Below are 24,297 nucleotides of genomic sequence, written 5' to 3' on the forward strand. Positions count from 1 at the left end.
GACGGTTATAAAATTTAGCGGTATCCTGTCTATAGAATTCGCAGGAGAGAAGAAGGAGGAACGGCCCATGTATATTCCAACAACTACACTTCATAATGGCGTGAAAATGCCGATGCTTGGTTTAGGTGTATATAAAGCAAAAGAGGGAGAAGAAGTAAAGCAAGCGGTAAAAACAGCTTTAGAAGTTGGATATCGCTCTATTGATACAGCGACTGTATATGAAAATGAAAGCGGTGTCGGAGAAGCGATTCGTGAATCAGGAATCGCACGTGAAGAATTGTTTATTACGACAAAAGTATGGAATGACGATCAAGGCTATGAAGCAACACTTCAAGCATTTGACAAAAGTTTGAAGGAATTACAAATGGATTATGTGGATTTATATTTGATTCACTGGCCAATAAGAGGGAAATACATAGATACATATCGTGCCCTTGAGAAATTATATGAAGAAGGAAAAGTACGTGCAATTGGTGTTTCAAATTTTCATCAGCACCATTTAGAACAGTTGTTGCCAAATTGTAATGTGAAGCCGATGGTGAACCAAGTAGAGCTTCATCCGATGCTTGCACAGTTTGAATTACGTGATTTTTGTCAAAATGAACAAATTCAAATGGAAGCATGGAGCCCGTTAATGAGAGGCGGCGAAGTATTTCAACATCCGATTATTCAAGAAATTGCTAAAAAGTATGAAAAAACGCCTGCTCAAATTATTTTACGCTGGGATATTCAAAGTGGCATTGTAACAATCCCTAAATCTGTTACACCATCGCGTATTCAAGAGAACTTTACTATTTTTGATTTTTCATTAACAGAAGAAGAAATCAAACAAATTGATACGCTTGATCGCAATTTACATGTTGGAACAAATCCTGATAAATACGATACGATGTAAAAAAAACGCTACCGATTACGGTAGCATTTTTTATCGGTGTAATGTGTATGTATCGCATTTAACAGCTGCTTGAATTTGTTTATATTCTTCAGTTGTTAATGGAGATTGATTGTTAGCTTGTACATTTTCTTGTAGTTGCTGGATGGAGCTAGCGCCAGGAATAACAGCTGCCACAATCGGGTCATGTAAACAATATTGAAGAGCTGTTTCAGTTAACGAACGTTCCTTTGTAATTTCTTTTACAGTAGTTAATGTTTTTATTAACTCATCATAAGAATAAGAAAGATAATCTTTTTCTTTCACTTTTTCTATCTTTCTTTCATTGTTATCAGTTAACAATCCTTTCGCAAGTGGTCCTCGTGCAATGATGCTAATTTGATGCTCCTGAAGTAGTGGAAACCATTCTTCAGGCTGGCGATTTAAAAGACTATATTCCATCAATACACTAACGATATTAGAACGTTTTGCATATTCACGAATGACGTTTGGACGGATAGAAGAAATTCCGTAATGACGAATCACACCTTCTTGTTTTAATTCTTCAAATGCTTCTATTGTTTCATCGATAGGATCTTCGATTGTACCGCCGTGAAGTTGATATAAATCAATATAATCCGTTTGCAGGCGGCGTAAACTTTCTTTTACCTCTGCTTTTATATAAGCTTTAGAAGGGTCCCAAGACCAGCCGTTTTTCTCCTCAATCCAGCGGTTTCCTACTTTCGTTGTAAGAACAATTTGATCGCGTTTTCCCTTAAGAGCTTTTCCAACAAATTCTTCATTTAATCCATAATTGTATAAGTCTGCTGTATCAAAAAAATTAATTCCTAAATCCATTGCTTCATGGATGATGCGGATCGCTTCATGTTCATTGGTGCCAAGGGACATACAACCGAGTCCCATTTCAGTAACATATAAATCTGAGTTTCCTAATTGACGTTTTTTCATAGGCCAACCTCCTTACTTGTATTGTACGAAAGCAGAAGAAGGTTGACAAATGTTTACTTTTCGTTTGCTGTAATCCATTCTTTTACAGTTTCATACTCTTTTCCGTATTGCTTTAGCTGATGCCGAATTTGCCAAGCCTTTCCGACCAACGTGATACGATTTGGTAAAATATATACTTTCATTTTTATCACGCTCCTTTCAGTGTGGTAAAATGTATGAAGAACAAGTAGGAAATAGAATAGGGAGATGAAATATTGTGAGTAATCTTGCAGAGAGAACGATTGCAACCGAACCAATTTTTGATGGGAAAGTTATTAAAGTTCGTGTTGATGATGTAGTATTGCCAAATGGAGAAGTGAGTAAACGTGAGATTGTCAATCATCCTGGTGCGGTTGCTATAATTGCTGTGACAGATGAAAAGAAAATCGTGCTTGTTGAGCAGTACCGTAAAGCATTAGAAAAAGAGATTGTAGAAATTCCTGCTGGAAAATTAGAGCCTGGAGAAAAGCCAGAGGTAACAGCGGCTCGTGAATTAGAAGAAGAGACAGGGTATGTATGTGACAAAATGGAATTTGTTACATCTTTCTATACATCACCTGGTTTTGCGGATGAAATTCTATATGTATACAAAGCAACTGGATTGAAGAAAAAGGAAAATAAAGCAGCTTTAGATGAAGATGAGTTTGTGGAATTAATGGAAGTTTCATTAGAAGAAGCAGTTGAACTTATGAAAAATCAACGTATCCATGATGCAAAGACTATGTTCGCTGTGCAATACTTGCAATTACAAAAATAAACACTCGCCCAAGGCGAGTGTTTTAATTAATTTTGGCGTATACGCGTGTGTCACGTAAGCTACCGTCTGGAGCAAGAAAGTCGTTTTCTAGTGTACCTTCTAAAATAAATTCAAGACGTTCTGCTAAGGCACATGCATTTACATTTGTAGCATCACAGCGAATTTCAAGTCGTCTCGCACCAAGTTTATCAAAAGCAAACTGGACAGCGCCTTTTACTGCTTCTGTCATATAACCTTGTTTTGTATAAGTGCTATGTAACCAGAAACGAAGTGAAAATTTTGGAATATCCCAGTTTTCTGGATGAAGGGTAAGAGCTCCAATAAACGTACCAGATACTTTATCATATAAGTGAAAAGCTAATGTTTCACGAAGTAAAAATTGTCCATGAGCTTCCCGAACTATTTCCTCAGCACTTTCTTCTGTTTCAGATGTAATGGACATCCAAGGTTGTAAGTCTTCTACAGAAGCTTGAATTGCTTCATACACCTCTGTTCCATCACCTGGGAATGGTTTGCGTACTTGTAGGCGCTCAGTTTGAAATAATGTTGGAAAATCTAATAATAATGGTTTCAAGCAAAATCCCTCCTATTCTCTACTTTTAAGTTTAGCAAAGTAGAGCGGAATTTCAATGTTAATTCGTCATACTTTTTTCTTTCTTTCATACATTTTAGTAAGAGTGTGAACGGAGGGAAGAAAAATGTTACGAAAAACTTGGCAAAATCGTGTAATTTCTCATATCCAAGAGAATTCTTCGCTTTACATATTTGTTTCCGTTTTATTATTGATGGGAGTAGTATTTGGGGCAATTCTTGTAAATAGTTTGCAGGTGAATCAAAAGCAAGATTTATCTTTTTATTTGAACCGATTTTTTGGACAAGTTTCCAAAGGTGAATTTGCAATTGCGAGTGAAATGTTTCGAGAAAGTTACTTTTCACAATTAAAATATATTGGATTTATTTGGCTGTTAGGTATTTCAATTATTGGATTACCACTGATCTTTATTTTATTATTTTTAAAAGGGGTAGTTGTTGGGTTTACAGTAGGTTTTTTAGTGAGTCAGCACGGTTGGAATGGATTGTTATTAGCATTTGTATCCGTGTTGCCACAAAATTTAATTATCATTCCAGCGTTTCTTGTAATGACGACAGTTGCTGCAAGTTTTTCTTTACGTATGATTAGGCATCAATTTATTCGAAAAATCAACGAGCCGCTATTGCCGATGTTAATACGTTACACTTGCTTTTTTCTAATCATTGGAGTGATATTAGCAATTGCCTCTAGTATTGAAGCGTATGCTTCACCAGTTTTAATGAAAGAAGTCGTGGAGTCTATTAATAAAAAATAAATACTACTTGAGAATAATTATCAAGTTATTTTGATTGTTTTTTCTTTTGACAGAAGCCCTTCTTCTGATATAATGGTGTAAGAGTGGCGAGGAGGGAGTAGTACCGAATGGAAGAGAGAATTGAACGAATTAAGAAGCAATTGCATGCAGCGAGCTATAAGTTAACACCACAACGTGAAGCAACGGTTCGTGTGCTGCTAGAAAATGAAGAAGATCATTTAAGCGCAGAAGATGTTTACCTCCTTGTAAAAGAAAAGTCGCCAGAGATCGGACTAGCAACCGTCTATCGAACTTTAGAGTTATTATCTGAGTTAAAAGTTGTTGATAAAATTAACTTCGGAGACGGTGTTTCACGCTATGACTTACGTCAAGAAGGTGCACAGCGTTTCCATCATCATTTAATTTGTACACAATGCGGTGCTGTACAAGAAATTCAAGAGGATTTACTTGGTGAAGTGGAGAAAAAAGTAGAACGAGACTGGAGCTTTAAGGTAAAAGACCATCGTTTAACTTTCCATGGGATTTGTAAAAATTGTCAAGAAAATGAAACGGATGAAAAATAACCTTTTCCTATTTAGCTAGGAAGAGGTTTTTTTATTTGAATTTAGGTATAAATCGCAGAAAGCTTGGCATATGTTGTAATAACATATATTTTGGAGGAGTTTACAATGCGCCGAGCTTTAAAATTAACTTTTGATGGGATGAAAGTATTTTTATTATTTACAGGTTGTACGATTTTGTTTTATTTCGCTATACTATGGATAAATGAAGAATATGAAAGTTATCATCGTTATGAAAAACCAAAAGAAGAGACAGTAGAAAAAGTATCAGGGAATGAGGAACCAGCAAAAGATGCTTTCGTAAATAGAATGATTTTTTTCTATGAAAATGGGGAGTAGTGCAGATTGGAAGATCAATTAAAAGATTTTATTCATTATATGATTGTTGAAAAAGGGTTAGCTAAAAATACAGTTGTATCCTATGAGCGTGATTTGAAAAGTTATGTGAAGTATTTACAACATGTCGAGCAAATCAAAACATTTCACGAAGTGACAAGGATACACATTGTGAATTTTTTGCAGTATTTAAAAGAGAACGGAAAATCATCAAAAACGTTGGCACGCCACATTGCCTCTATTCGTTCGTTTCATCAGTTTTTACTTCGTGAACGAGTGGTAGAACATGATCCATCTGTACATATTGAAACACCTCAAGGTGAGCGGAAATTACCGAAAGTATTGTCAGTGAGTGAGGTAGAGGCATTGCTTCAAACGCCAAAAGAGACAAGTGCATTCGGTATTCGCGATAAGGCTATGCTAGAGTTATTGTATGCAACAGGACTACGTGTTTCCGAATTAATTGCACTAAATTTAGAGGATGTTCATTTGACAATGGGATTTGTTCGCTGCGTCGGAAAAGGGAATAAAGAAAGAATCATTCCGCTTGGAAGCTTAGCAACGGAAGCAATTCAGCGCTATATTGAAAAGGGAAGAAAAGAATTGATGGGCAAAAAAACAGTAGATGCACTTTTTTTGAACCATCATGGCAACCGCTTATCACGCCAAGGTTTTTGGAAAATTTTAAAACGACTAGCAAAAGAGGCGAATATAGAAAAAGAGCTTACGCCGCATACTTTGCGTCATTCGTTTGCGACACACTTATTGGAAAATGGAGCGGATTTGCGTGCTGTACAAGAAATGCTGGGACATGCAGATATTTCAACAACACAAATTTATACGCATGTTTCAAAAGCTAGATTAAAAGATGTATATAAACAGTTTCACCCGAGAGCATAATGATTATGCTCTTTTTTTATTGTAATGTAAGGCGGGAGTGTAAGAGTTAGGTAGTTTTGACGATTCGCATTCTAGTAATTATAGAATGCATTTTGAAAATGGAAAATAAGTAGAAAAAAGCACTTCACAAAAACTTCACAAACATTTCTTATATTGTTTTCAGCAGGAGGCTAGAATACGACTAGTCTTTTCCTCTATACTAAGTAGAGTATGAAGGAGGAAATGATAATGAAAAAACTGATAATTACGTTATTTATTGCGATGCTAGCATTAGCTGGTTGTAATACAAAGAAAGAAGAAGCGCCGAAAAAAGAGAAACTTGAAGAAGTTAAAGTAGCAGTTCAAACAAACCCGAAAGAAATTAAGCCAAATGAAAAAACAGAAGTACAGGCACTTGTTACGCAAGGGAAAGAAAAAGTAACGGATGCTGACGATGTGAAGTTTGAAATTTGGAAAGATGGCGAAGAAAAACATGAAATGTTAAACGGTAAGCATAAAGGGAAAGGTGTTTATGCGGTAGAGAAGACATTCCCATCTGACGGCGTGTATCATGTTATTGCACATACAAATGCACGTGAAATGCATGTTATGCCAGAAGAAAAAATTGCTGTAGGAAATGCAAAAGTTGAGGATACGAAGAAAGAAAATGGTGGTCATGAGGCAGGACATGGCAATCATAAGAGTGATACGATGATTCACCTTATGGCTGGCGATGTAAAAGCAAATGCTGAATCAACAATGAAAGTTCATTTGAAACAAAAGGAAGAAGCATTAACTGGAGCTGAAGTACAACTTGAAATTTGGAAAGACGGCGTGGAAAAACATGAGTTTATTCCAGCAAAAGAAGGTAATAAAGGCGAGTATGAAAGCAAACATACGTTTAAAGACGCAGGTGCTTATAAAGTGAAGGTTCATGTGAGAAAAGGTGAACTTCACGAACATAAGGAAGAAACAGTAGAGGTAAAATAAGGAGCGGCTCTTTAGAGCTGCTTTTTTCTTTAGGTTAATGAAATATATCATAATTTCATTAGCACTTCTGTGCAGAATGGATTACAATAGAAAGTGTGACAAAAATAAGAATTTCTACGAAAATGTATTAAAAAGAAAGCGTAAACATGTTATGATATCAGTATGAGATGTCTGACATCTGACTTAGAAAAAACAGGAAAGTTTTTTGCTTCGTTTGAAAATAGAGCGAAGCGGGTTGGAGAATGGCTTGAACAAGTGTTTTAGTTAGTGGGGAAACGAGAGAATTCTTACTGATAACAGTTTCACTTTACAACGTTTTGAACATACTACAAGAAGTAGAACTGAACATATAGGAGGTTGCAGTTATGAATAAATATAAACGTATTTTCCTAGTCGTAATGGACTCTGTAGGAATCGGAGAAGCTCCAGATGCTGAAAAGTTTGGTGATGTAGGTTCTGATACAATCGGTCATATTGCTGAACATATGAATGGATTACAAATGCCAAACATGGTGAAATTAGGCCTTGGTAATATTCGTGAAATGAAAGGGATTTCTAAAGTAGAGAAGCCACTTGGTTACTATACAAAAATGCAAGAAAAATCTACTGGTAAAGATACAATGACAGGCCACTGGGAAATCATGGGTCTTTACATCGATAAACCATTCCAAGTGTTCCCGGAAGGATTCCCAAAAGAGTTACTTGATGAGTTAGAAGCAAAAACAGGGCGCAAAATCATCGGTAATAAACCTGCTTCTGGAACAGAGATTCTTGATGAACTTGGTCAAGAGCAAATGGAGACAGGTTCTTTGATCGTGTATACTTCTGCTGATAGCGTATTACAAATCGCAGCTCATGAAGAAGTAGTACCACTTGAAGAGCTATATAACATTTGTAAAATTGCACGTGAGTTAACACTGGACGAAAAATATATGGTGGGCCGCGTTATTGCTCGTCCATTCGTTGGAGAACCAGGAAACTTCACACGTACACCAAACCGTCATGACTATGCATTAAAACCATTTGGTCGTACAGTAATGAACGAACTAAAAGATAGCAATTATGACGTAATTGCAATTGGTAAAATTTCTGATATTTACGATGGGGAAGGCGTAACTGAATCTCTTCGTACAAAATCTAATATGGATGGAATGGATAAGCTTGTAGATACATTGAATATGGACTTTACAGGTCTTAGCTTCTTGAATTTAGTTGATTTTGATGCGATGTTCGGTCATCGTCGTGATCCTCAAGGATACGGAGAAGCATTGCAAGAATATGATGCACGTCTTCCAGAAGTATTTGAAAAACTAAAAGAAGATGATTTATTAATCATTACAGCAGATCATGGTAATGATCCAATTCATCATGGTACTGACCATACACGTGAATACGTACCATTACTAGCATATAGCCCAAGCATGAAAGACGGCGGACAAGAATTAACACTTCGCCAAACATTTGCTGATATTGGTGCGACTGTAGCAGAAAACTTCGGTGTGAAAATGCCAGAATACGGAACAAGTTTCTTAAACAACTTAAAGAAATAAGGGGGACAACATAATGAATCGTGAACTTATTACAAAATCAGCTTCATACTTAAAAGAGAAATTCCAAGAAACACCACAAGTAGGACTTATCCTTGGATCTGGACTAGGTGTCTTAGCAGATGAAATCGAAAATGCTGTAACAGTACCATACAGCGAAATTCCTGAATTTCCAGTATCAACTGTAGAAGGTCATGCAGGGCAGCTTGTATTTGGTACACTTCAAGGTGTTACTGTAGTTGCGATGCAAGGACGTTTCCATTTCTACGAAGGATATGACATGCAAAAAGTAACATTCCCAGTTCGTGTTATGAAGGAACTAGGTGTAGAAACAGTTGTTGTAACAAACGCAGCTGGTGGTGTAAATACATCATTTGAACCAGGCGATCTTATGTTAATTTCAGACCATATTAACTTCATGGGTACGAATCCATTAATCGGACCAAATGATGCTGAAATGGGCGTACGTTTCCCTGATATGTCTACATCGTATACGGAAGAGCTTCGCGAAATGGCAAAACAAGTTGCGGAAGACTTAAATATTAAAGTGCAAGAAGGTGTATACGTTGGAATGACAGGTCCTGTATACGAAACACCTGCTGAAATTCGTATGCTTCGTACACTTGGCGGAGATGCAGTTGGTATGTCTACTGTACCGGAAGTTATTGTAGCGCGCCATGCTGGTATGAAAGTACTTGGAATTTCTTGTATTTCAAACATGGCAGCTGGTATTTTAGATCAGCCACTTCATCATGATGAAGTAATTGAAACGACAGAACGTGTGAAATCTAATTTCTTAGCATTAGTAAAAGCAATTGTAAAACAAATGAAGGGGTGAGTTTACAATGAGAATGGTGGACCTAATTGCCAAAAAACGTGATGGACATGCATTAACAACAGAAGAAGTGAAATTTATTGTAGAAGGCTATACAAATGGTGACATTCCAGATTATCAAATGAGCTCATTCGCAATGGTAATTTTCTTCCAAGATATGGATGATCAAGAGCGTGCCGATTTAACGATGGCAATGGTGAATAGCGGCGATACAATTGACTTATCAGCGATTGAAGGAGTAAAAGTAGATAAGCATTCAACGGGCGGTGTTGGTGATACAACTACGCTTGTATTAGGTCCATTAGTGGCTGCTTTAGATGTACCAGTTGCTAAAATGTCTGGTCGAGGATTAGGGCATACAGGTGGTACAATCGATAAATTAGAAGCAGTACCAGGATTCCATGTGGAAATTGAAAATGATGAATTTATTCGTCTTGTAAATGAAAATAAAATTGCAGTTATCGGACAAAGTGGAAACTTAACACCTGCTGATAAAAAGTTATATGCACTTCGTGATGTAACAGCGACAGTAAACTCGATCCCTCTTATTGCGAGCTCTATTATGAGTAAAAAAATTGCTGCTGGTGCAGATGCAATTGTACTTGATGTAAAAACAGGTGCAGGTGCATTTATGAAAACGGATGAAGATGCAAAACGTTTAGCAGAAGCAATGGTACGTATTGGTAATAATGTTGGTCGTAAAACGATGGCAGTTATTTCTGATATGAGCCAACCGCTTGGCGAGGCAATTGGTAATGCATTAGAAGTACAAGAGGCAATTGATACATTACAAGGTAAAGGACCAAAAGACTTAGAAGAGTTATGTTTAACACTTGGAAGTCAAATGGTATACCTTGCTGGAAAAGCTTCTTCTTTAGAAGATGCGCGTGAAAAACTAATCGAAGTAATGAACAATGGAAAAGCGTTAGAAGCGTTTAAAACGTTCCTGGCAGCGCAAGGCGGGGATGCTTCTGTTGTTGATGATCCTTCTAAACTGCCACAAGCACAATTTAAAATTGAAGTAGAGGCAAAAGAAGATGGATACGTATCTGAAATTGTTGCAGATGAAATTGGAACAGCAGCAATGCTTTTAGGGGCAGGCCGTGCAACGAAAGAATCTGAGATTGATTTAGCTGTTGGACTTATGCTTCGCAAAAAAGTGGGCGATAGCGTGAAAAAAGGTGACTCACTTGTTACGATTTACGCGAATCGCGAAAATGTAGAAGATGTAAAAGCGAAAATTTATGAGAACATGAAAATTGCGAAAGACCATGTTGATGCACCGAAACTCGTGCATGGCATTGTAACGAAATAAGCTAAAAAGCTAAGGAGCCTTCTCCTTGGCTTTTTTTACTGTTTTTTGTTTATAATAATAATGGGTGAAATTATGATTAAAATTTGTGCAGTAACGAAAGAAGATGAAGTATTATACGATGTTTCGTTAGAAGAAACAGGACGAGAAGATATCGCATGGTATTGGCTTGATTTATATAAGCCAACAAAAGAAGAGTATACATACATTTTACAAAAACATTTTAAGTTCCATCCCCTTGCGATTGAAGATTGTGTAGAATATGTACAGAGACCAAAAGTGGATTTCTATGATGGATATAACTTTTTAGTTCTCCATGCATTTGGAGAAGATGGATTAGAGCCACATGAGATCGATCTATTTGTTAGTGATCGTTATATTGTCTCTTTCCATTTTTCACATAATAATGCGATTGAAAGAGTGTGGACAACACTTGGCGAGAGGAAACGTATCAAGAAGAGTCCCCTCCATGTAGCACATACAATCATTGACCAAATTGTGGATGACTACTTTGCACCTGTTTATTATATTGAAGATCATTTAAATGCGATTGATGATAATTTAACAGGGGATACAGCAGGGCGTGTACTAGAAGAAGTATTCGATATTCGTACGGACTTATCTAAGCTTAGACGTACAATTATACCGATGCGTGACCTCTTGTATCGTATTTTAAATTCAACTCGGTTTTACGGTGTAAGTGATCATGAAATTTACTTTAAGGATATACATGATCATTTACTAAAGCTTTCTGAAATGATTGAAGCAAGCCGAGAATTAACAGCTGATATTAGAGATAGCTATTTTTCATTGAATTCGCATCATATGAACAATATTATGAAAACATTAACGGTTTTCTCGACCATCTTCATGCCATTAACATTTATTGCAGGGGTGTATGGGATGAACTTCGCGCATATGCCAGAGTTAGCAGGGAAATATAGCTATTTTATTTGTTTAGTTATTATGGCGTTAATTGGTGGAGGAATGATGGCCTGGTTCTATAAAAAAGGATGGTTTAAGTGAAAAAACGCCGAGGGGATTCCCCGGCGTTTTTTCTAGCCAATAGCATGTAACACAAACATGGCTAAGAATAGGCATGTAATGATATACATAGACGGTGCGACTTCTTTATGCTTTCCAAGAGCAATCTTCAAAATAGGATAAGCAATAAATCCGAACGCAATGCCATCAGCGATACTATATGTGAGCGGAATCATAACGATAATTAAGAACGCTGGAAATCCTTCTGAAAAGTCGTTTAGAGGGATTGCCTGAATGTTTGTAATCATTAGACCGCCAATAATAATTAAGATTGGTGCAATGGCACTATCAGGAATTAATTTTACAAACGGAAGAGCAAACAGTGATGCAAAGAATAACATCCCTGTAACGATAGACGTCAGACCTGTTTTACCGCCTGCTGTAATACCTGCGGCACTTTCTACTGTTGAAACGGTAGGACTTGTGCCAAATAGACCACATGTCATTGCTGAAATTGCATTTGCTTGATAAGCACGTGGAAATTTACGGTCATCTTCTAATAATCCGTGTAAAAGTCCCATGTTCTCAAAAATAAGCACCATGCTTAAGGAAAATGTTGCAATCCAAAACGGTAAGGAAGAAAGTTTCCCAAATGACATAGCACCAAACACATCCCCGTAGTTAGCGAATGAAAATGAGCTATTTCCTACTTGGCTTGTATCAACAAGACCAAATAGCCATGCAATACCGGTTCCAATTGCAATCGTCCATAAAAAGTTCCCACGTACGTTACGAATAAATAACACAAGTGCCACAATAAGAGTAAGCAGTGTTGCCAAAACAACAGGACTACTTAATTTTCCTAATGCAACAGCAGTGTTCGGATGCGAAACGACAAGACCGCCTTTTTGCAAACCAATGAAAGCTAAGAATAAACCGATGCCGACAGTAATCGCTTCTTTTAATGACTTTGGAATTGATAATGAAAGCGTACGAGCAATCGGTGTAAACGCGGCGATTGCAAAAATAATACCGGCGATAAAGACAGCTGCTAATGCTTCTTGCCAACTTAATCCAAGCGTATGCACAGCTGTGTACGTGAAGAATGCATTTACACCCATACCTGGTACAAGAATAGCAGGTGCATTTGCCCAAAATGCCATCATTAGACATCCGACAAATGAACTAAAAACAGTTGCCAAAATTCCTGCTTCAAGTGGAATGCCGGCATCTGATAAAATGGAAGCATTGACAATCATAATATAAACAATTGTGAAAAATGATGTTGCTCCAGCTAATATTTCTTGCTTTGGTGATGTATGGTGTAGGTCTAATTTAAATGTTCTTTCAAGTATTCCTTTCATGTTAAACCTTCTTTTTCATATCCCTCTCCCACCCGTGATATCTCTTTTGTAAAGAGCTCACCGTCCTTTATTATATCAGAACATAATCTTTTTACAATAAATAAAATGAGAACGTTTACTTAAAAGGTAACTGGTGCTATAAATATGTGAAAATGGCACGGACATTAGAGATGATTTCTAGTTCTCCAGATTGAATTGGAGGAGCAGCTTGTGCGTGTAAAGTAGCTTGAGACATAAATTCACGCGGTGTTTGTGCTGATTCTTCAACGAGTGAAAGTGGGACGGGATTAATATTTAAATTATACGAACTCGCAATTGTACGAGCTTTTTCTTGAGCGTGCTGGACTGCTTGTAATAGTGCTTGTTGATAGTAAGCGTTTGGATGGGAAATGCGGAAGCGTAATCCTCTTGCTACATTTGCTCCATTTGTAACGGCTATATCATATACTTCCCCAGCTTTTTGTACATTTAAAACGGTAATTTCATACAAATGCTCTACTCGGTACCCTTGTAACAATGCTTTTTCGTTTACGTATTCATATTGAGGAGTAATTGTATAGGAAATGGTTTCTATATCCTTATCAGCGATACCGATTTGTTTAAGTGCAGCAAGTAATTGTTTAGATTGGATTGCATTTTCCTCCTGTGCTTGTTTCACATCTTTATTATCTGTTCTAATACCAATTGTTAATACAACGACATTTGGTTTCGCTTTTATAACTCCTTCTCCTTGTACAGTAATAGTTGCTTGTTTTCCATTGCGGATATCGGGTGAATAGGGATTCATGCCAACTTGCATTTTTGCTCACCATCCTTTCTATATGTATATGAACAAAAGAGAGAGAAAATTGTATGTAAAAAGTTACATAATTGAGAATCAAAAGGAAAGAAAGCATATACAATGTAGGTATTTATAGATTATAATATGTGTAAATATGATAAAAAAGGGTCGAGGCTAGTGAGCGAAAAAAGAGAAGCACTGATTTTAGATTTATCTACATCATTTCGAAAGATGATACGTTTATTACAAAATGATATTAATACACGTTTTTCAGAGCATATGCCATATAATGAATTTTCTGTATTGCGTGCATTATTTTTGAAAAGCCCACAAATGGCTTCGCAAATAGCTAGTGAAGTGAACGTAACATCCAGTCATATTACAGCAGTAACAGATCGTTTAGTTAGAAAAGGTTTTGTAACAAGAAAACGTTCTGATTCAGACCGTCGTATTGTGTATTTGGAGATTACAGAACATGGAAAAGAAGTTACACAAGAACTTGAAGCTGTACGTAAAGAATACTATAAAGAAAAATTTAAAGGGTGGAGCGATCAAGAGATTGAGATGGTATTAGAACTATTTGGTCGCGTACTATAATTACAATAAATGAGGGTAGGGGGGCAAAGTGCTTTCCTATCCTTTTTCTTTTGAATAAAAATATTTTGAAACTCCAATACTTTAAGTAAAAAGTATCGGAGGGAAAATAATGAAATACATCGTTTCATTCGTAATTATTATTGGAAGTTTTATATGCTCTAGCACATTAATTTATGCAAAAACACCAATCCAAGTTGTTCAAAAAGAACTGCACTATATTGCGAGTGATCAGCCCGTTTTATATTCGAAATTATGGGTTCGTTCTATGCAGAATACTATTCTTTTTCACCATAGTAATAATATTCGTGAGCAAGATACACTGCGCAATGTCACAAATTCTTCTCTCGTAAAAGTAAAACAACTTTCACTTGAAAAGGCTTCGCATTACATCCCGAGGTTATCTCAATACGTCTCTAAATTTGAAAATAAAAATGTTCAAGTGTATTACGTTGCTGTTCGTTATGAAGTGAAAAAAGAAAATCCATATCAATTAAATGGAATGAATTATTTTCTTCAAGTGTTTGTGCAGGAACAAGGAGATTGGAAAGTTGCTGAAAGTATTATAGCACCGACAGATCAAATGATAGAGAATGGCGATGGATTTGGAATGAAAGAAGAGAAGGGATATGGGAAAAGAAGAGAGAGTGTGAAATAACCTCCTCGGGTGAGGAGGTTATTTTGCATATAAAGAGAGCTTCTGTTTTAACAGTCGGTACAAGGTAACATATGTTAGTAGGCCAGAGCCTATAAAGTAGATATAGTAAAGAGGCAAAGAATTACTGCCATCAGTAAAAACAACGCCGCCAAGAAGTGCGAAGCAAATAGAAGTACAGATTAAGAAATACTTATGAAGTTTTGGGTATAACAATATTTTTCCGTTATGCTCATTAGGCGCACGCGTATATAAATAAGATCCTAACGGAAGACAAATTAGTATATAGATAGCGGGACTTAACAATGTCCAAACAGATGGGATGTGATGATAAGTTGGTCCCGTCTGTAGGTCTCCAAATTCATCTTTAAAAGGTCCATTTTGTGGGTCATAGTTATAATGAATATGAAAATAATTAAGAGGAGCTACAACACTTACATTTTCTGTATAATGGGCATATTTATTGTAATTATAATTGTACTCTTCTTGTGATAAATCTACATGTAATGCGAAAAAAGGGAACGTAAGCCTAAAGATGTATAAAGGTAAAATGATCATAATATAACTTAAAGCGCCTTGTGAGATTACGTTCCCTGTAATTGTTCCAATAAAGAGTGTGAACGTATAGACTGCAATAAGCGTAATGATTGTATATACAAAGTACAAATGAAAAGGTGAAAAGGATTGATACTGAGCATGTATCGTATTCCTATAGATGATATACATAAAAAGCCAACTGAGGCTCAGTGCGCCCACAATATGAACGATACCTAGTAACCATTTCGACAAAAATAGATGTGAACGTTTAAATGGCATAGACCATAAGAAGTCAATGCTTTGATTATTGCGTTCCCGTCCTATTAATAGAATAGCTAATCCCATTAATAGAAGAGCTGGGAATAGTATGCCAGCTCCTTGTAAAAAATACCCGTAATAAGTATCTGTTGTTTTGCGTAAATATTCAGCCATATGCTGAGCGTCCGTGTAATATTTATATGGTAAGACGTATAAAGTGCTTAGCCAAAAGAGCCAAATTACATATTTTCCTTGTTTATAATTCTGTATCCATAAAGCTTTATGAAACATATATTTACCTCAATTCATACTTATTTTCCTCCAAAAGAAAACTTCAATTTTAATAGACGTGTAAACACAAAGTAACTAATGATAGCAGCTAGGAAAAATCCAATATAATAAGAAAGGAGTGCATCTCGTCCTCCTAATATTCTACCGCCAAGCAGTCCGAAGCATAGAACAGTGCAAAGCATGAACCACTTTTGTAACTTAGGGAACAATAGTATTTTTCCGTTTTGTTCGTTAGGTGTACGTGTGTACAGAAAAGTTGCGATCGGTAACAAGGTAATAATGTAAGTAAATGGCGTTAATAGTGTCCAAGGAGAAGGGATAGAAGTATGTTCCATTGGATCGTCCTGTGGGACACTAGAAAGTTTATTTCCTTGGTCATCAAATGTTTCTATCGGGTGGTAATCAAAAGTAATTGAAAAAGATTCTAATGGTGAAATGATGCCTACATGTTGTAAGTACTCATGAGTATGTCGCTCTATTTCTCCCATTGCCTCTAAAGACCATTGTGTATGGGTATAAATGAATCCAGAAATTAATAATACGGAACCGTATGGTAAAAATAATAAAATTGCTGTTAAGCTACTTTGCGAGAAAATATGTCCAGTAATGGTTCCGATAAATAAGGTGAATGTATAAATAGCAATGAGTACAACCGTAGCATATAAAAAGTAACTATGGAACGGAGTAAAGATTTGATACTCATTGTGAAACGACATGTTTTTTATTCCGTACATGCTAATCCAGCAAACAATTTGCACTGTAATAATATTCAAAACGCCAAGCAACCATTTTGTTAAAAAAATATCTTTTCGTTTAAAAGGCATCGAGAATAGAAAATCGGTTGATTGATTGTTACGTTCCCACCCAATTAAAAGACAAGCAAGTGCAATAAGAGCAGCTCCTTGAAAGAGGACGGCACCATCAGATGTCTGAAAATAGTAGGAGTAGTAATACGTATAGTCATCAAGCTTCATTTTTGATTGGTTTATCTCCATTTGTGCTGCTTGATAATATTTATAAGGTAGCTGATACAAACTAATTAACCAAAACAATAAAACAATATATTTCCCCTGTTTCCATTGTCGTATCCATAAAGCTTTATGAAACATGCGAATCCTCCTCAAATGTTGTGACAAATATATCTTCGAGTGACATTTGTAATTCTTCTAGTAACAGAGGTTGCTCTTTATGGAATTTTTCTAACGTAATTGCTACATTGCTTTCAATTAAAATGGTATATACTTTTCCTGTTTGATTTAATATTTTTATATTATTTAAATTTTCTAGTTTTTGCGGCAATGAACGTTCGTAGGCAACTTGTATTTTTGCGTAGCGAGATTTTGTATCTTCTAACGCTGTAATCGAAGCAATCGTATGATTTTTTAAAATAATAACCGTGTCTGCAATTTTTTCCACTTCATCTAAATGATGAGTAGAAATGAGAATGGTAATCTCCCGTTCTGCCACTTCTTCAATTAAAAATTGCAAAAATTGTCTTTTTACAATTGGATCAAGTCCATTGGTTGGTTCATCTAAAATAATGTATTCTACACCTGTACAAAAAGCTAAAATAATAGCAAGAAGTGCTTTCATACCGCGTGAGTAGCTACGAATGCGTTTTTCAGGTAGATTGAAGCGCCCTAGCAGCTGATAAAAATATTCTTCATTAAAGTTTGTATAAACAGTCTTATAAAACTTCGCAATTTCTTTTACTGTATATCCACTTAATATATTAGTAGAATCCGGTACATAAGCTACCTTCTGCTTAATTTCTGGATGTTTATGAACATCCATATCATCATATGTAACAGTTCCGTCATCCGGATCTAAAATCCCAACAAGCGTCCGAAGTAAAGTGGTTTTCCCCGCACCGTTCCTTCCGAGTAATCCAACAATACTTCCTTTTTGTAATGTGAAAGAAATATTGTCTAAAATGACTTGGTTATCAATTGTTTTTTTGATGTTCGTCACTTTTAGCATCTGTATTCCCTCCCAGTTCTTTATAGTATGAGTCTATCCAGTCGTGAATTTTTTCTTTCGTAATTCCAAGATAAGAAGCTTCTAGTAATAGTTGGTGAAATTGTTTTTGGACCATAGCAATTTTCCTTTCATCCCATGTCGGTGTAATCGATTGAGAGACAAATGTACCTTTTCCTCGCAGTGTTTCAATAATTCCTTGTCGTTCTAATTCTTGGTACGCTTTGCTTACTGTATTCGGATTAATGACAAGAAGTGAAGCAAGTTCACGTACAGATGGTAGTTTATCGTTTGGTGCTAACATGCTTTTTAGTACGAGTTCTTTTATACTTTGAACAATTTGTTCCCATATCGGAGTGCTGCTTCTTGGATCAAGTTGAATGTGCAAGAGCAATGTCTCCTTCCTGATGAAATTTAAGTGTACTACTAGATGTAATACACTTAATACAATATATATGATAGATTTGTTTGTCAACACAAATTTATAGAAAAATATGGTATAAAAACATATTGTTTGGAAAAAATAGGTTTGATATAGAATGGAGGGTTAGTCATGAAGCGAGTTTTTGGAATACTTGTTTGTTTCATGTTGCTATTTTCTAGTGTTTCAGTTGGCTTTGCACAATCTGAGAAAGCGCAGTCTGAGAAAACAGAAGTAGAAAAGACACCGAAGTTAGCGGAGGAAGCATCGTCAGCAATTGTTATTGAGCAAGATACAGGTAAAGTCTTATTTGAGAAAAGTCCAAATGAAAAACTGCCGCCTGCTAGTATGACAAAGATTATGACAATGTTGCTTATCATGGAACAAGTTGAAAAGGGAAAACTAAAACTAGAGGATAAAGTCAGAGCAAGTGAACATGCAGCTTCAATGGGTGGTTCACAAATCTTTCTTGAGCCGGGTGAAGAGATGACAGTGAATGAAATGCTAAAAGGGATTGCAATTGCATCGGGAAATGATGCATCTGTTGCGGTTGCTGAGCATATCGCTGGTTCAGAAGAAGGCTTTGTAAACATGATGAATAAAAAAGCAAAGGATTTAGGATTGAAAAATACACATTTTCAAAATCCAACGGGTCTTCCAGCGAAAGACCATTATTCAACAGCATATGATATGTCAATTATGGCGAAAGAGTTGATGAAATATCCACTCATTCGAAAATATACAGGAAAGTATGAAGATTACTTACGTGAAAATACAGAGAAAAAGTTTTGGCTTGTGAATACGAATAAATTAGTTCGTTTTTATCCTGGGGTGGATGGGGTGAAAACAGGTTTTACAACAGAAGCAAAATATTGTTTAACAGCATCAGCTGAAAAAAATGGCATGCGTGTCATTTCTGTTGTCATGGGAGCGCCAACATCAAAAGAACGTAACAACCAGGTAACAAAGCTCCTTGATTATGCATTTGGACAATATACAACGAAAAAATTGTATAAACGTGGTGAAAAAATTCAAACAGTAAAAGTAGGAAAAGGGAAGAAAGAAAAGGTAGATTTAGTTTCATCGGATAACGTATCTCTTCTGATGAAAAAAGGCGAGAATATGGACAAGGTAAAACAGGAAGTTATCGCTGAAAAGAAAGTAAAAGCACCAATTAAAAAAGGTGATGCACTCGGTACACTTGTTATAAAAAAAGATAAAAATGTTTTATTAAAGCAAACGATTGTAGCGAAAGAAGATGTTGCTGCAGCGAGCTGGTGGGAACTATTTAAAAGAAGTTTAGGGATGTTTTCAACATCGAAATAGAAGCAAAGGTATTACTACTTTCTTACCCTCATGCATGAAAAAGGTAGAATAATTGCTGAAAGATTCACATTATGACGAAATAGTACTTCTTTTGTCAGTAGGAAGGATTCTTATTTTATGTTCACGAAAACCTTATGTAAATGAGTCAAGTTTAAGCATAAGGAGGAAATCGTGTGAGTCTTTCCATGCATTTAGAAGTAAAGCGTGATGTCTTATGTGTTCGGCTAGCGGGTGAATTAGATCATCATACTGCTGAAGAGTTGCGAGCAAAAGTAACGGATATGATTGAGACGCATCGCGTTCATCATATTGTACTAAGTTTAGAAAAACTAACATTTATGGACAGTTCTGGTCTTGGTGTTATATTAGGCAGATATAAGCATGTTAAAGGTTTAGGAGGGGAGATGGTCGTTTGTGCAATCTCACCTCCTGTAAAGCGTTTATTTGAAATGTCAGGTCTGTTTAAAATCATTCGCTTAGAAGAAAGTGAAGCGCATGCGCTCGCGACATTGGGGGTGGCATAAATGAGAAATAAAATGAACCTTCAATTTTCAGCATTAAGTCAAAATGAATCGTTCGCTCGCGTCACAGTTGCTGCTTTTATTGCACAATTGGATCCAACGATGGAGGAATTGACAGAGATAAAAACAGTTGTGTCTGAAGCAGTCACAAATGCAATTATTCATGGGTATGAAGGGAATGCAGAAGGTGTTGTTTACATTTCAGTGATTTTGGAAGAAGCAATGGTGAAACTCACGATTCGAGATGAAGGGGTTGGCATTTTTAATTTAGATGAGGCAAGGCAACCTCTTTTTACAACTAAACCTGAATTAGAGCGTTCCGGAATGGGATTTACTATCATGGAAAATTTTATGGATGAAGTAGAAGTTATTTCAAATGAATCTTTCGGGACAACAATCCATTTGACAAAATACTTATCAAATAGTAACGCTCTATGCAATTAAGGAGAATTGCCTATGGACATTGAGGTCAGAAATGAGAAGAAGAAACCTCAGTTAAAGGACCACGAGTTAAAAGCGTTAATTCAAAAAAGTCAAGATGGAGACCAACAAGCAAGAGATACAATAGTCCAAAGTAATATGCGTCTTGTATGGTCAGTTGTGCAACGTTTCCTCAATCGAGGATATGAACCAGATGATTTATTTCAAATTGGCTGTATTGGACTCTTGAAATCGGTAGACAAATTTGATTTGTCATTCGACGTGAAATTCTCAACCTATGCAGTTCCAATGATTATTGGAGAAATACAGCGATTTTTGCGTGATGATGGATCCGTGAAAGTAAGTCGTTCTTTAAAGGAGACTGGAAATAAGATTCGAAAGATGAAAGATGAGCTTTCTAAAGAATATGGAAGAGCTCCAACGATTAATGAGGTAGCAGAAGCGCTTGAGTTGACACCAGAAGAAGTTGTTCTTGCGCAAGAAGCGAGTCGCACACCATCATCCATACATGAAACAGTTTATGAAAATGATGGAGATCCTATTACGATACTAGATCAAATCGCGGATCAAACAGAAACGAAATGGTTTGATAAAATCGCTTTAAAAGAGGCAATTAGAGAACTGGATGAGCGTGAACGCTTAATTGTATATTTGCGCTATTATAAAGATCAAACTCAATCAGAAGTAGCAGAGCGAATTGGAATTTCACAAGTCCAAGTATCAAGGCTTGAAAAGAAAATATTAAAACAGATGAAAGATCGAATAGATGAATAGCCATCTATTCGATTTTTTTGCTTTGAACTAGAAACCAGTGATAGTTCAAATAAGATTGAGAAGAAGAAAAAATCGCATCTTATGTTACTGTTGTTATCCTTTCCAAAATCAAGAAATTTCATTCACCCAGAAGTATTTATGTAATTTATTGATAATTATGTAAATTAGGAATGTAATTCAAGTATAAACTTGTCATAGAGGGGAAAGGAAACCTTAATAAACCTCACTTGAAAGTTCAAAATATGAAAATAACGCTTCTAAAAAAATACAGTTACTTTATTCACCGAGTGATTATTCATTAAAAATCCAACGTGCAAAGTTCCATTTTATAAAAAAAGTTGTATTAGAAAATTTTCCAGAAACCATACTACAACTACGAGGAATAGTAAAGAGGTGAATGGAGTGGAGCGAACAATCTATCTCAAAATGCGAAATCGTCTGCAAGTATCCCCTTCATATGAGGTGAAGATTGAAGATATTGCACAAGTAATTGGGGATTCTGGCTTAGTAGAAAAAATAAAAAAGCAACTTGTCTATAAAATCACAAAACGTGATAAAACACATGTTGTAATTGATGCGATGAAAATCATTCAAGTGATTCAACAAACTACGCAGCATATACAAATTAATTTATTTGGTCCTGGGCAAACACTTGTAGAAATCGTCTATGAAAAAAAGAAAGTACACCCCATTTTCTTTGGATTGGTTTGGATGTTACTTTTTGTCGGTGCGGCTCTTGCGATTATTTATTTTCATGAAGATGTAAGTATGCAGCAAGTACACTGGCGCTTATATTACATGATTACGGGAGAAATCAACTATAAACCGCTCCTGTTTCAAATTCCGTATTCTTTAGGACTGGGATTAGGGATGGTCTTATTTTTTAATCATGTGTTTCAAAAACGAATTAATGAAGAGCCAAGTCCGTTAGAAGTGGAAATGTTCCAGTATCAACAGTCACTCGATCAATATGTCATGATCAATGAAAATAAAGAGAGTGCAAAACAAATCGCAGATGATTGAGTATGGAGTAGTCATAGTAATTGGGCTTGCTGGTGGGATCGCAGTTGGAGGGGGATATGTGGCATTTTTAGCTGTGCTTGGTGTAATCCCACGTTTAGCCCAGTTAACAAGGAGTGGCCATCGGGTTCAATTTTTTGAGTGGGCCGTAATTGGTGGTTCTTTGGCCGGAGCATGGTGCAGTTTAAGAGATATAACCTTTCAAACATCTCAGTATTGGCTCGTTTTACTTGGCTTATTTTGTGGAACATTTATTGGTATGCTTGCTGCGGCTTTGACAGAGGTATTGAATGTTTTACCTATATTAGCAAAACGAGTAGGCGTAGATGGGAAAATTGTCATTCTACTCGTTGCACTTGTACTTGGAAAGGTAATGGGCTCTTTATTTCATTGGATTTATTTTGCAAGATAGGAGGTATCAAGATGGCCCAAAATAAATTAAAAGATGATTACATAAATAAAGTAAAAAATTATCATCCAAAGCCAAATTATGTGATGAATTGTGTAAAAGCTTTTGTTGTAGGTGGACTGATTTGTACAGTAGGTGAATGCTTGATGAAATTTTATATGTATTATTTTCACTTTAATGAGCAAAATGCGGGAAATCCTACGATAGCAACACTTGTATTATTATCAGTCATATTAACTGGATTTGGTGTATATGATAAAATCGGTCAATTCGGAGGGGCTGGTTCAGCAGTTCCTGTTACTGGATTTGCAAATTCAATGGCAAGTGCGGCAATGGAGCACCGTAGTGAGGGAATTGTACTCGGAGTTGCTACAAATATGTTTAAGCTTGCTGGAAGTGTAATTGTATTTGGAGTTGTTGGAGCATACATTGTTGGTCTAATTCGATATACGTTTAAACTTTGGTTGTCTTAAAGGAGATTAGATATGAGATTGACAGGGAAGCAAACATGGGTATTTCAAAATAATATATTTGTGAATGCAACAGGTACTGCTGTCGGTCCAAAAGAAGCGGAAGGTCCTCTTGGAAAGTGTTTTGATATTTCATATGATGATTTGCATTGTGAGGAAGAAAATTGGGAGCTTGCTGAAAGAAGATTGATGAATGATTCAATTCAGCAGGTCATACAAAAGGGGGATATAAAGCCTTCGCAAATTGATTTTTTTTTAGCGGGAGATTTATTAAACCAAACCGTTACAGCAAATTATGTGGCGAGGGAGCTTGGGATTCCTTTTTTAGGAATGTTCAGCGCTTGTGCAACATCAATGGAGACACTAGCGATTGGATCGGCCTTTATTGATGGAGGTTTTGCTAATCGTGTGATAGCTACGGTTAGTAGTCATAATGCAACTGCAGAACGGCAGTTTCGTTATCCGACAGAATACGGGGGGCAAAGACCTGGTTCAGCAACTTCAACTGTTACAGGGGCAGGGACGGCTTTAATTAGTAAAGAACAGAGCAATATTAAAATAACGGCTGCAACCATTGGAAAAGTGCAAGATTTAGGAATTACAGATCCTTTTGATATGGGATCAGCAATGGCACCTGCTGCTGCCCATACGATTCAACAGCACTTTGAAGATTTAGGGAGAAGTGCAGCTGATTATGATCTTATCGTTACAGGGGATTTATCAGGTGTTGGGGCACCAATTACGAAGCAACTTTTACTTGAGGAAGGGTATGACTTAGGAAATGTATATAATGACTGCGGATTAATGATTTATAACAAGGATCAAGAAGAGGTTTTTGCAGGTGGAAGCGGTTGTGCCTGTTCGGCAGTTGTAACATACGGTCATTTACTACAAGAAATGAAAAAAGGAAACTTACAGCGTATTTTTGTAGTTGCAACAGGAGCGTTGTTAAGCCCGATTATGATACAACAAAAAGAAACGATTCCGACAATTGCACACGGCGTTGTATTTGAAAGGATAAAAGGGGTGTGAA

General features: G+C 36.3%; 30 protein-coding genes. 21 read left to right on the plus strand and 9 right to left on the minus strand.

Features of this window, described 5'->3' with window-relative positions:
• Positions 1-67 precede the first annotated feature (67 nt).
• Positions 68-895, plus strand: a complete 828-nt coding sequence (locus MHH71_RS23055) for an aldo/keto reductase (RefSeq protein ID WP_003208340.1) — start codon at positions 68-70, stop codon at positions 893-895.
• A 30-nt stretch (positions 896-925) separates the two neighbouring features.
• On the opposite strand, the gene MHH71_RS23060 is transcribed toward MHH71_RS23055, so the two are convergent.
• Both MHH71_RS23060 and mciZ read right to left on the minus strand, forming a co-directional pair.
• Entirely contained in the window at positions 926-1,840 is a 915-nt protein-coding gene (locus tag MHH71_RS23060; protein WP_006095885.1) for an aldo/keto reductase, read from the minus strand.
• 53 nt (positions 1,841-1,893) lie between these two features.
• The gene (gene mciZ, locus MHH71_RS23065) at positions 1,894-2,022 is read right to left on the minus strand and encodes a Z-ring formation inhibitor MciZ (RefSeq protein WP_006095884.1); all 129 of its coding nucleotides are present in this window, start codon (positions 2,020-2,022) and stop codon (positions 1,894-1,896) included.
• A 74-nt stretch (positions 2,023-2,096) separates the two neighbouring features.
• On the opposite strand from mciZ, the gene MHH71_RS23070 reads away from it, so the two are divergent.
• Positions 2,097-2,636, plus strand: a complete 540-nt coding sequence (locus tag MHH71_RS23070; RefSeq protein WP_003208342.1) for an NUDIX hydrolase — start codon at positions 2,097-2,099, stop codon at positions 2,634-2,636.
• 22 nt (positions 2,637-2,658) lie between these two features.
• Here MHH71_RS23070 and MHH71_RS23075 read toward each other — a convergent pair whose 3' ends face one another.
• Entirely contained in the window at positions 2,659-3,210 is a 552-nt protein-coding gene (locus MHH71_RS23075; protein WP_006095883.1) for a GNAT family N-acetyltransferase, read from the minus strand.
• A gap of 124 nt (positions 3,211-3,334) precedes the next feature.
• On the opposite strand from MHH71_RS23075, the gene spoIIM reads away from it, so the two are divergent.
• The 9 genes from spoIIM (at position 3,335) to corA (ending at position 11,467) form a co-directional block, all read left to right on the plus strand.
• Positions 3,335-3,982, plus strand: a complete 648-nt coding sequence (spoIIM, locus tag MHH71_RS23080; protein ID WP_003208343.1) for a stage II sporulation protein M — start codon at positions 3,335-3,337, stop codon at positions 3,980-3,982.
• Between the two features lie 107 nt (positions 3,983-4,089).
• Entirely contained in the window at positions 4,090-4,545 is a 456-nt protein-coding gene (fur, locus tag MHH71_RS23085) for a ferric iron uptake transcriptional regulator (RefSeq protein WP_000392653.1), read from the plus strand.
• 105 nt (positions 4,546-4,650) lie between these two features.
• Positions 4,651-4,881, plus strand: coding sequence for a YqzK family protein (locus tag MHH71_RS23090; protein ID WP_016116176.1), 231 nt, complete (start codon positions 4,651-4,653; stop codon positions 4,879-4,881).
• Between the two features lie 6 nt (positions 4,882-4,887).
• A complete protein-coding gene (gene xerD / locus MHH71_RS23095; protein WP_003208345.1) occupies positions 4,888-5,778 on the plus strand; it encodes a site-specific tyrosine recombinase XerD in 891 nt (296 codons plus the stop codon).
• Between the two features lie 228 nt (positions 5,779-6,006).
• Positions 6,007-6,747, plus strand: coding sequence for a FixH family protein (locus MHH71_RS23100; RefSeq protein ID WP_018780831.1), 741 nt, complete (start codon positions 6,007-6,009; stop codon positions 6,745-6,747).
• A 365-nt stretch (positions 6,748-7,112) separates the two neighbouring features.
• Positions 7,113-8,297 carry a phosphopentomutase gene (deoB, locus tag MHH71_RS23105; RefSeq protein WP_018766097.1) on the plus strand — a complete coding sequence of 395 codons (1,185 nt, stop codon included), beginning with the start codon at positions 7,113-7,115 and terminating at the stop codon, positions 8,295-8,297.
• 13 nt (positions 8,298-8,310) lie between these two features.
• Positions 8,311-9,132 carry a purine-nucleoside phosphorylase gene (locus tag MHH71_RS23110; RefSeq protein WP_006095881.1) on the plus strand — a complete coding sequence of 274 codons (822 nt, stop codon included), beginning with the start codon at positions 8,311-8,313 and terminating at the stop codon, positions 9,130-9,132.
• 7 nt (positions 9,133-9,139) lie between these two features.
• Positions 9,140-10,444 carry a pyrimidine-nucleoside phosphorylase gene (locus MHH71_RS23115; RefSeq protein WP_006095880.1) on the plus strand — a complete coding sequence of 435 codons (1,305 nt, stop codon included), beginning with the start codon at positions 9,140-9,142 and terminating at the stop codon, positions 10,442-10,444.
• A gap of 60 nt (positions 10,445-10,504) precedes the next feature.
• A complete protein-coding gene (corA, locus tag MHH71_RS23120) occupies positions 10,505-11,467 on the plus strand; it encodes a magnesium/cobalt transporter CorA (RefSeq protein ID WP_003208351.1) in 963 nt (320 codons plus the stop codon).
• 32 nt (positions 11,468-11,499) lie between these two features.
• Here corA and MHH71_RS23125 read toward each other — a convergent pair whose 3' ends face one another.
• Positions 11,500-12,789, minus strand: a complete 1,290-nt coding sequence (locus MHH71_RS23125; RefSeq protein WP_003200043.1) for an NCS2 family permease — start codon at positions 12,787-12,789, stop codon at positions 11,500-11,502.
• Between the two features lie 136 nt (positions 12,790-12,925).
• A complete protein-coding gene (locus MHH71_RS23130; protein ID WP_003200046.1) occupies positions 12,926-13,588 on the minus strand; it encodes an SIMPL domain-containing protein in 663 nt (220 codons plus the stop codon).
• A 159-nt stretch (positions 13,589-13,747) separates the two neighbouring features.
• Between MHH71_RS23130 and MHH71_RS23135 the strand changes: the two genes are divergently transcribed.
• Complete coding sequence (locus MHH71_RS23135) at positions 13,748-14,167, plus strand: MarR family winged helix-turn-helix transcriptional regulator (protein ID WP_006095879.1); 420 nt, start codon at positions 13,748-13,750, stop codon at positions 14,165-14,167.
• Positions 14,168-14,276: 109 nt separating this feature from the next.
• A complete protein-coding gene (locus MHH71_RS23140) occupies positions 14,277-14,822 on the plus strand; it encodes a hypothetical protein (RefSeq protein ID WP_006095878.1) in 546 nt (181 codons plus the stop codon).
• Between the two features lie 18 nt (positions 14,823-14,840).
• Here MHH71_RS23140 and MHH71_RS23145 read toward each other — a convergent pair whose 3' ends face one another.
• From MHH71_RS23145 to MHH71_RS23160, 4 genes are read right to left on the minus strand one after another with little or no spacing between them, the layout of a single operon-like run.
• Positions 14,841-15,905, minus strand: coding sequence for an ABC transporter permease subunit (locus MHH71_RS23145; RefSeq protein WP_006095877.1), 1,065 nt, complete (start codon positions 15,903-15,905; stop codon positions 14,841-14,843).
• A gap of 20 nt (positions 15,906-15,925) precedes the next feature.
• Positions 15,926-17,014 (minus strand): ABC transporter permease subunit, encoded by a 1,089-nt coding sequence (locus MHH71_RS23150; protein WP_033799085.1) that lies wholly within the window; start codon positions 17,012-17,014, stop codon positions 15,926-15,928.
• Positions 17,004-17,885, minus strand: coding sequence for an ABC transporter ATP-binding protein (locus MHH71_RS23155; protein WP_018766092.1), 882 nt, complete (start codon positions 17,883-17,885; stop codon positions 17,004-17,006). Before MHH71_RS23155 ends, MHH71_RS23150 begins: the two co-directional genes overlap by 11 nt.
• Positions 17,851-18,270, minus strand: coding sequence for a GntR family transcriptional regulator (locus MHH71_RS23160; protein WP_018766091.1), 420 nt, complete (start codon positions 18,268-18,270; stop codon positions 17,851-17,853). Before MHH71_RS23160 ends, MHH71_RS23155 begins: the two co-directional genes overlap by 35 nt.
• A 165-nt stretch (positions 18,271-18,435) precedes the next feature.
• Between MHH71_RS23160 and MHH71_RS23165 the strand changes: the two genes are divergently transcribed.
• The 8 genes from MHH71_RS23165 to spoVAD all read left to right on the plus strand — a co-directional run bounded on the left by MHH71_RS23165 (position 18,436) and on the right by spoVAD (position 24,296).
• Positions 18,436-19,629 (plus strand): D-alanyl-D-alanine carboxypeptidase family protein, encoded by a 1,194-nt coding sequence (locus MHH71_RS23165; RefSeq protein WP_033799084.1) that lies wholly within the window; start codon positions 18,436-18,438, stop codon positions 19,627-19,629.
• Between the two features lie 173 nt (positions 19,630-19,802).
• Entirely contained in the window at positions 19,803-20,153 is a 351-nt protein-coding gene (gene spoIIAA / locus MHH71_RS23170) for an anti-sigma F factor antagonist (RefSeq protein WP_016116162.1), read from the plus strand.
• Entirely contained in the window at positions 20,154-20,594 is a 441-nt protein-coding gene (spoIIAB, locus tag MHH71_RS23175) for an anti-sigma F factor (protein WP_006095871.1), read from the plus strand.
• A gap of 12 nt (positions 20,595-20,606) precedes the next feature.
• Positions 20,607-21,365 carry an RNA polymerase sporulation sigma factor SigF gene (sigF, locus tag MHH71_RS23180; protein WP_003200028.1) on the plus strand — a complete coding sequence of 253 codons (759 nt, stop codon included), beginning with the start codon at positions 20,607-20,609 and terminating at the stop codon, positions 21,363-21,365.
• 402 nt (positions 21,366-21,767) lie between these two features.
• Positions 21,768-22,388 (plus strand): stage V sporulation protein AA, encoded by a 621-nt coding sequence (locus MHH71_RS23185; protein ID WP_018766089.1) that lies wholly within the window; start codon positions 21,768-21,770, stop codon positions 22,386-22,388.
• Positions 22,381-22,797, plus strand: a complete 417-nt coding sequence (locus MHH71_RS23190; protein WP_003200010.1) for a stage V sporulation protein AB — start codon at positions 22,381-22,383, stop codon at positions 22,795-22,797. Before MHH71_RS23185 ends, MHH71_RS23190 begins: the two co-directional genes overlap by 8 nt.
• 11 nt (positions 22,798-22,808) lie before the next feature.
• The gene (gene spoVAC, locus MHH71_RS23195; protein ID WP_006095868.1) at positions 22,809-23,267 is read left to right on the plus strand and encodes a stage V sporulation protein AC; all 459 of its coding nucleotides are present in this window, start codon (positions 22,809-22,811) and stop codon (positions 23,265-23,267) included.
• Between the two features lie 12 nt (positions 23,268-23,279).
• On the plus strand, positions 23,280-24,296 hold the full coding sequence (spoVAD, locus tag MHH71_RS23200) for a stage V sporulation protein AD (protein WP_006095867.1): 1,017 nt from the start codon (positions 23,280-23,282) through the stop codon (positions 24,294-24,296).
• The last annotated feature ends 1 nt before the right edge of the window (position 24,297 follow it).

The organism is Bacillus sp. FSL H8-0534 (assembly GCF_038005885.1).
Lineage (GTDB): Bacteria > Bacillota > Bacilli > Bacillales > Bacillaceae_G > Bacillus_A > Bacillus_A pseudomycoides.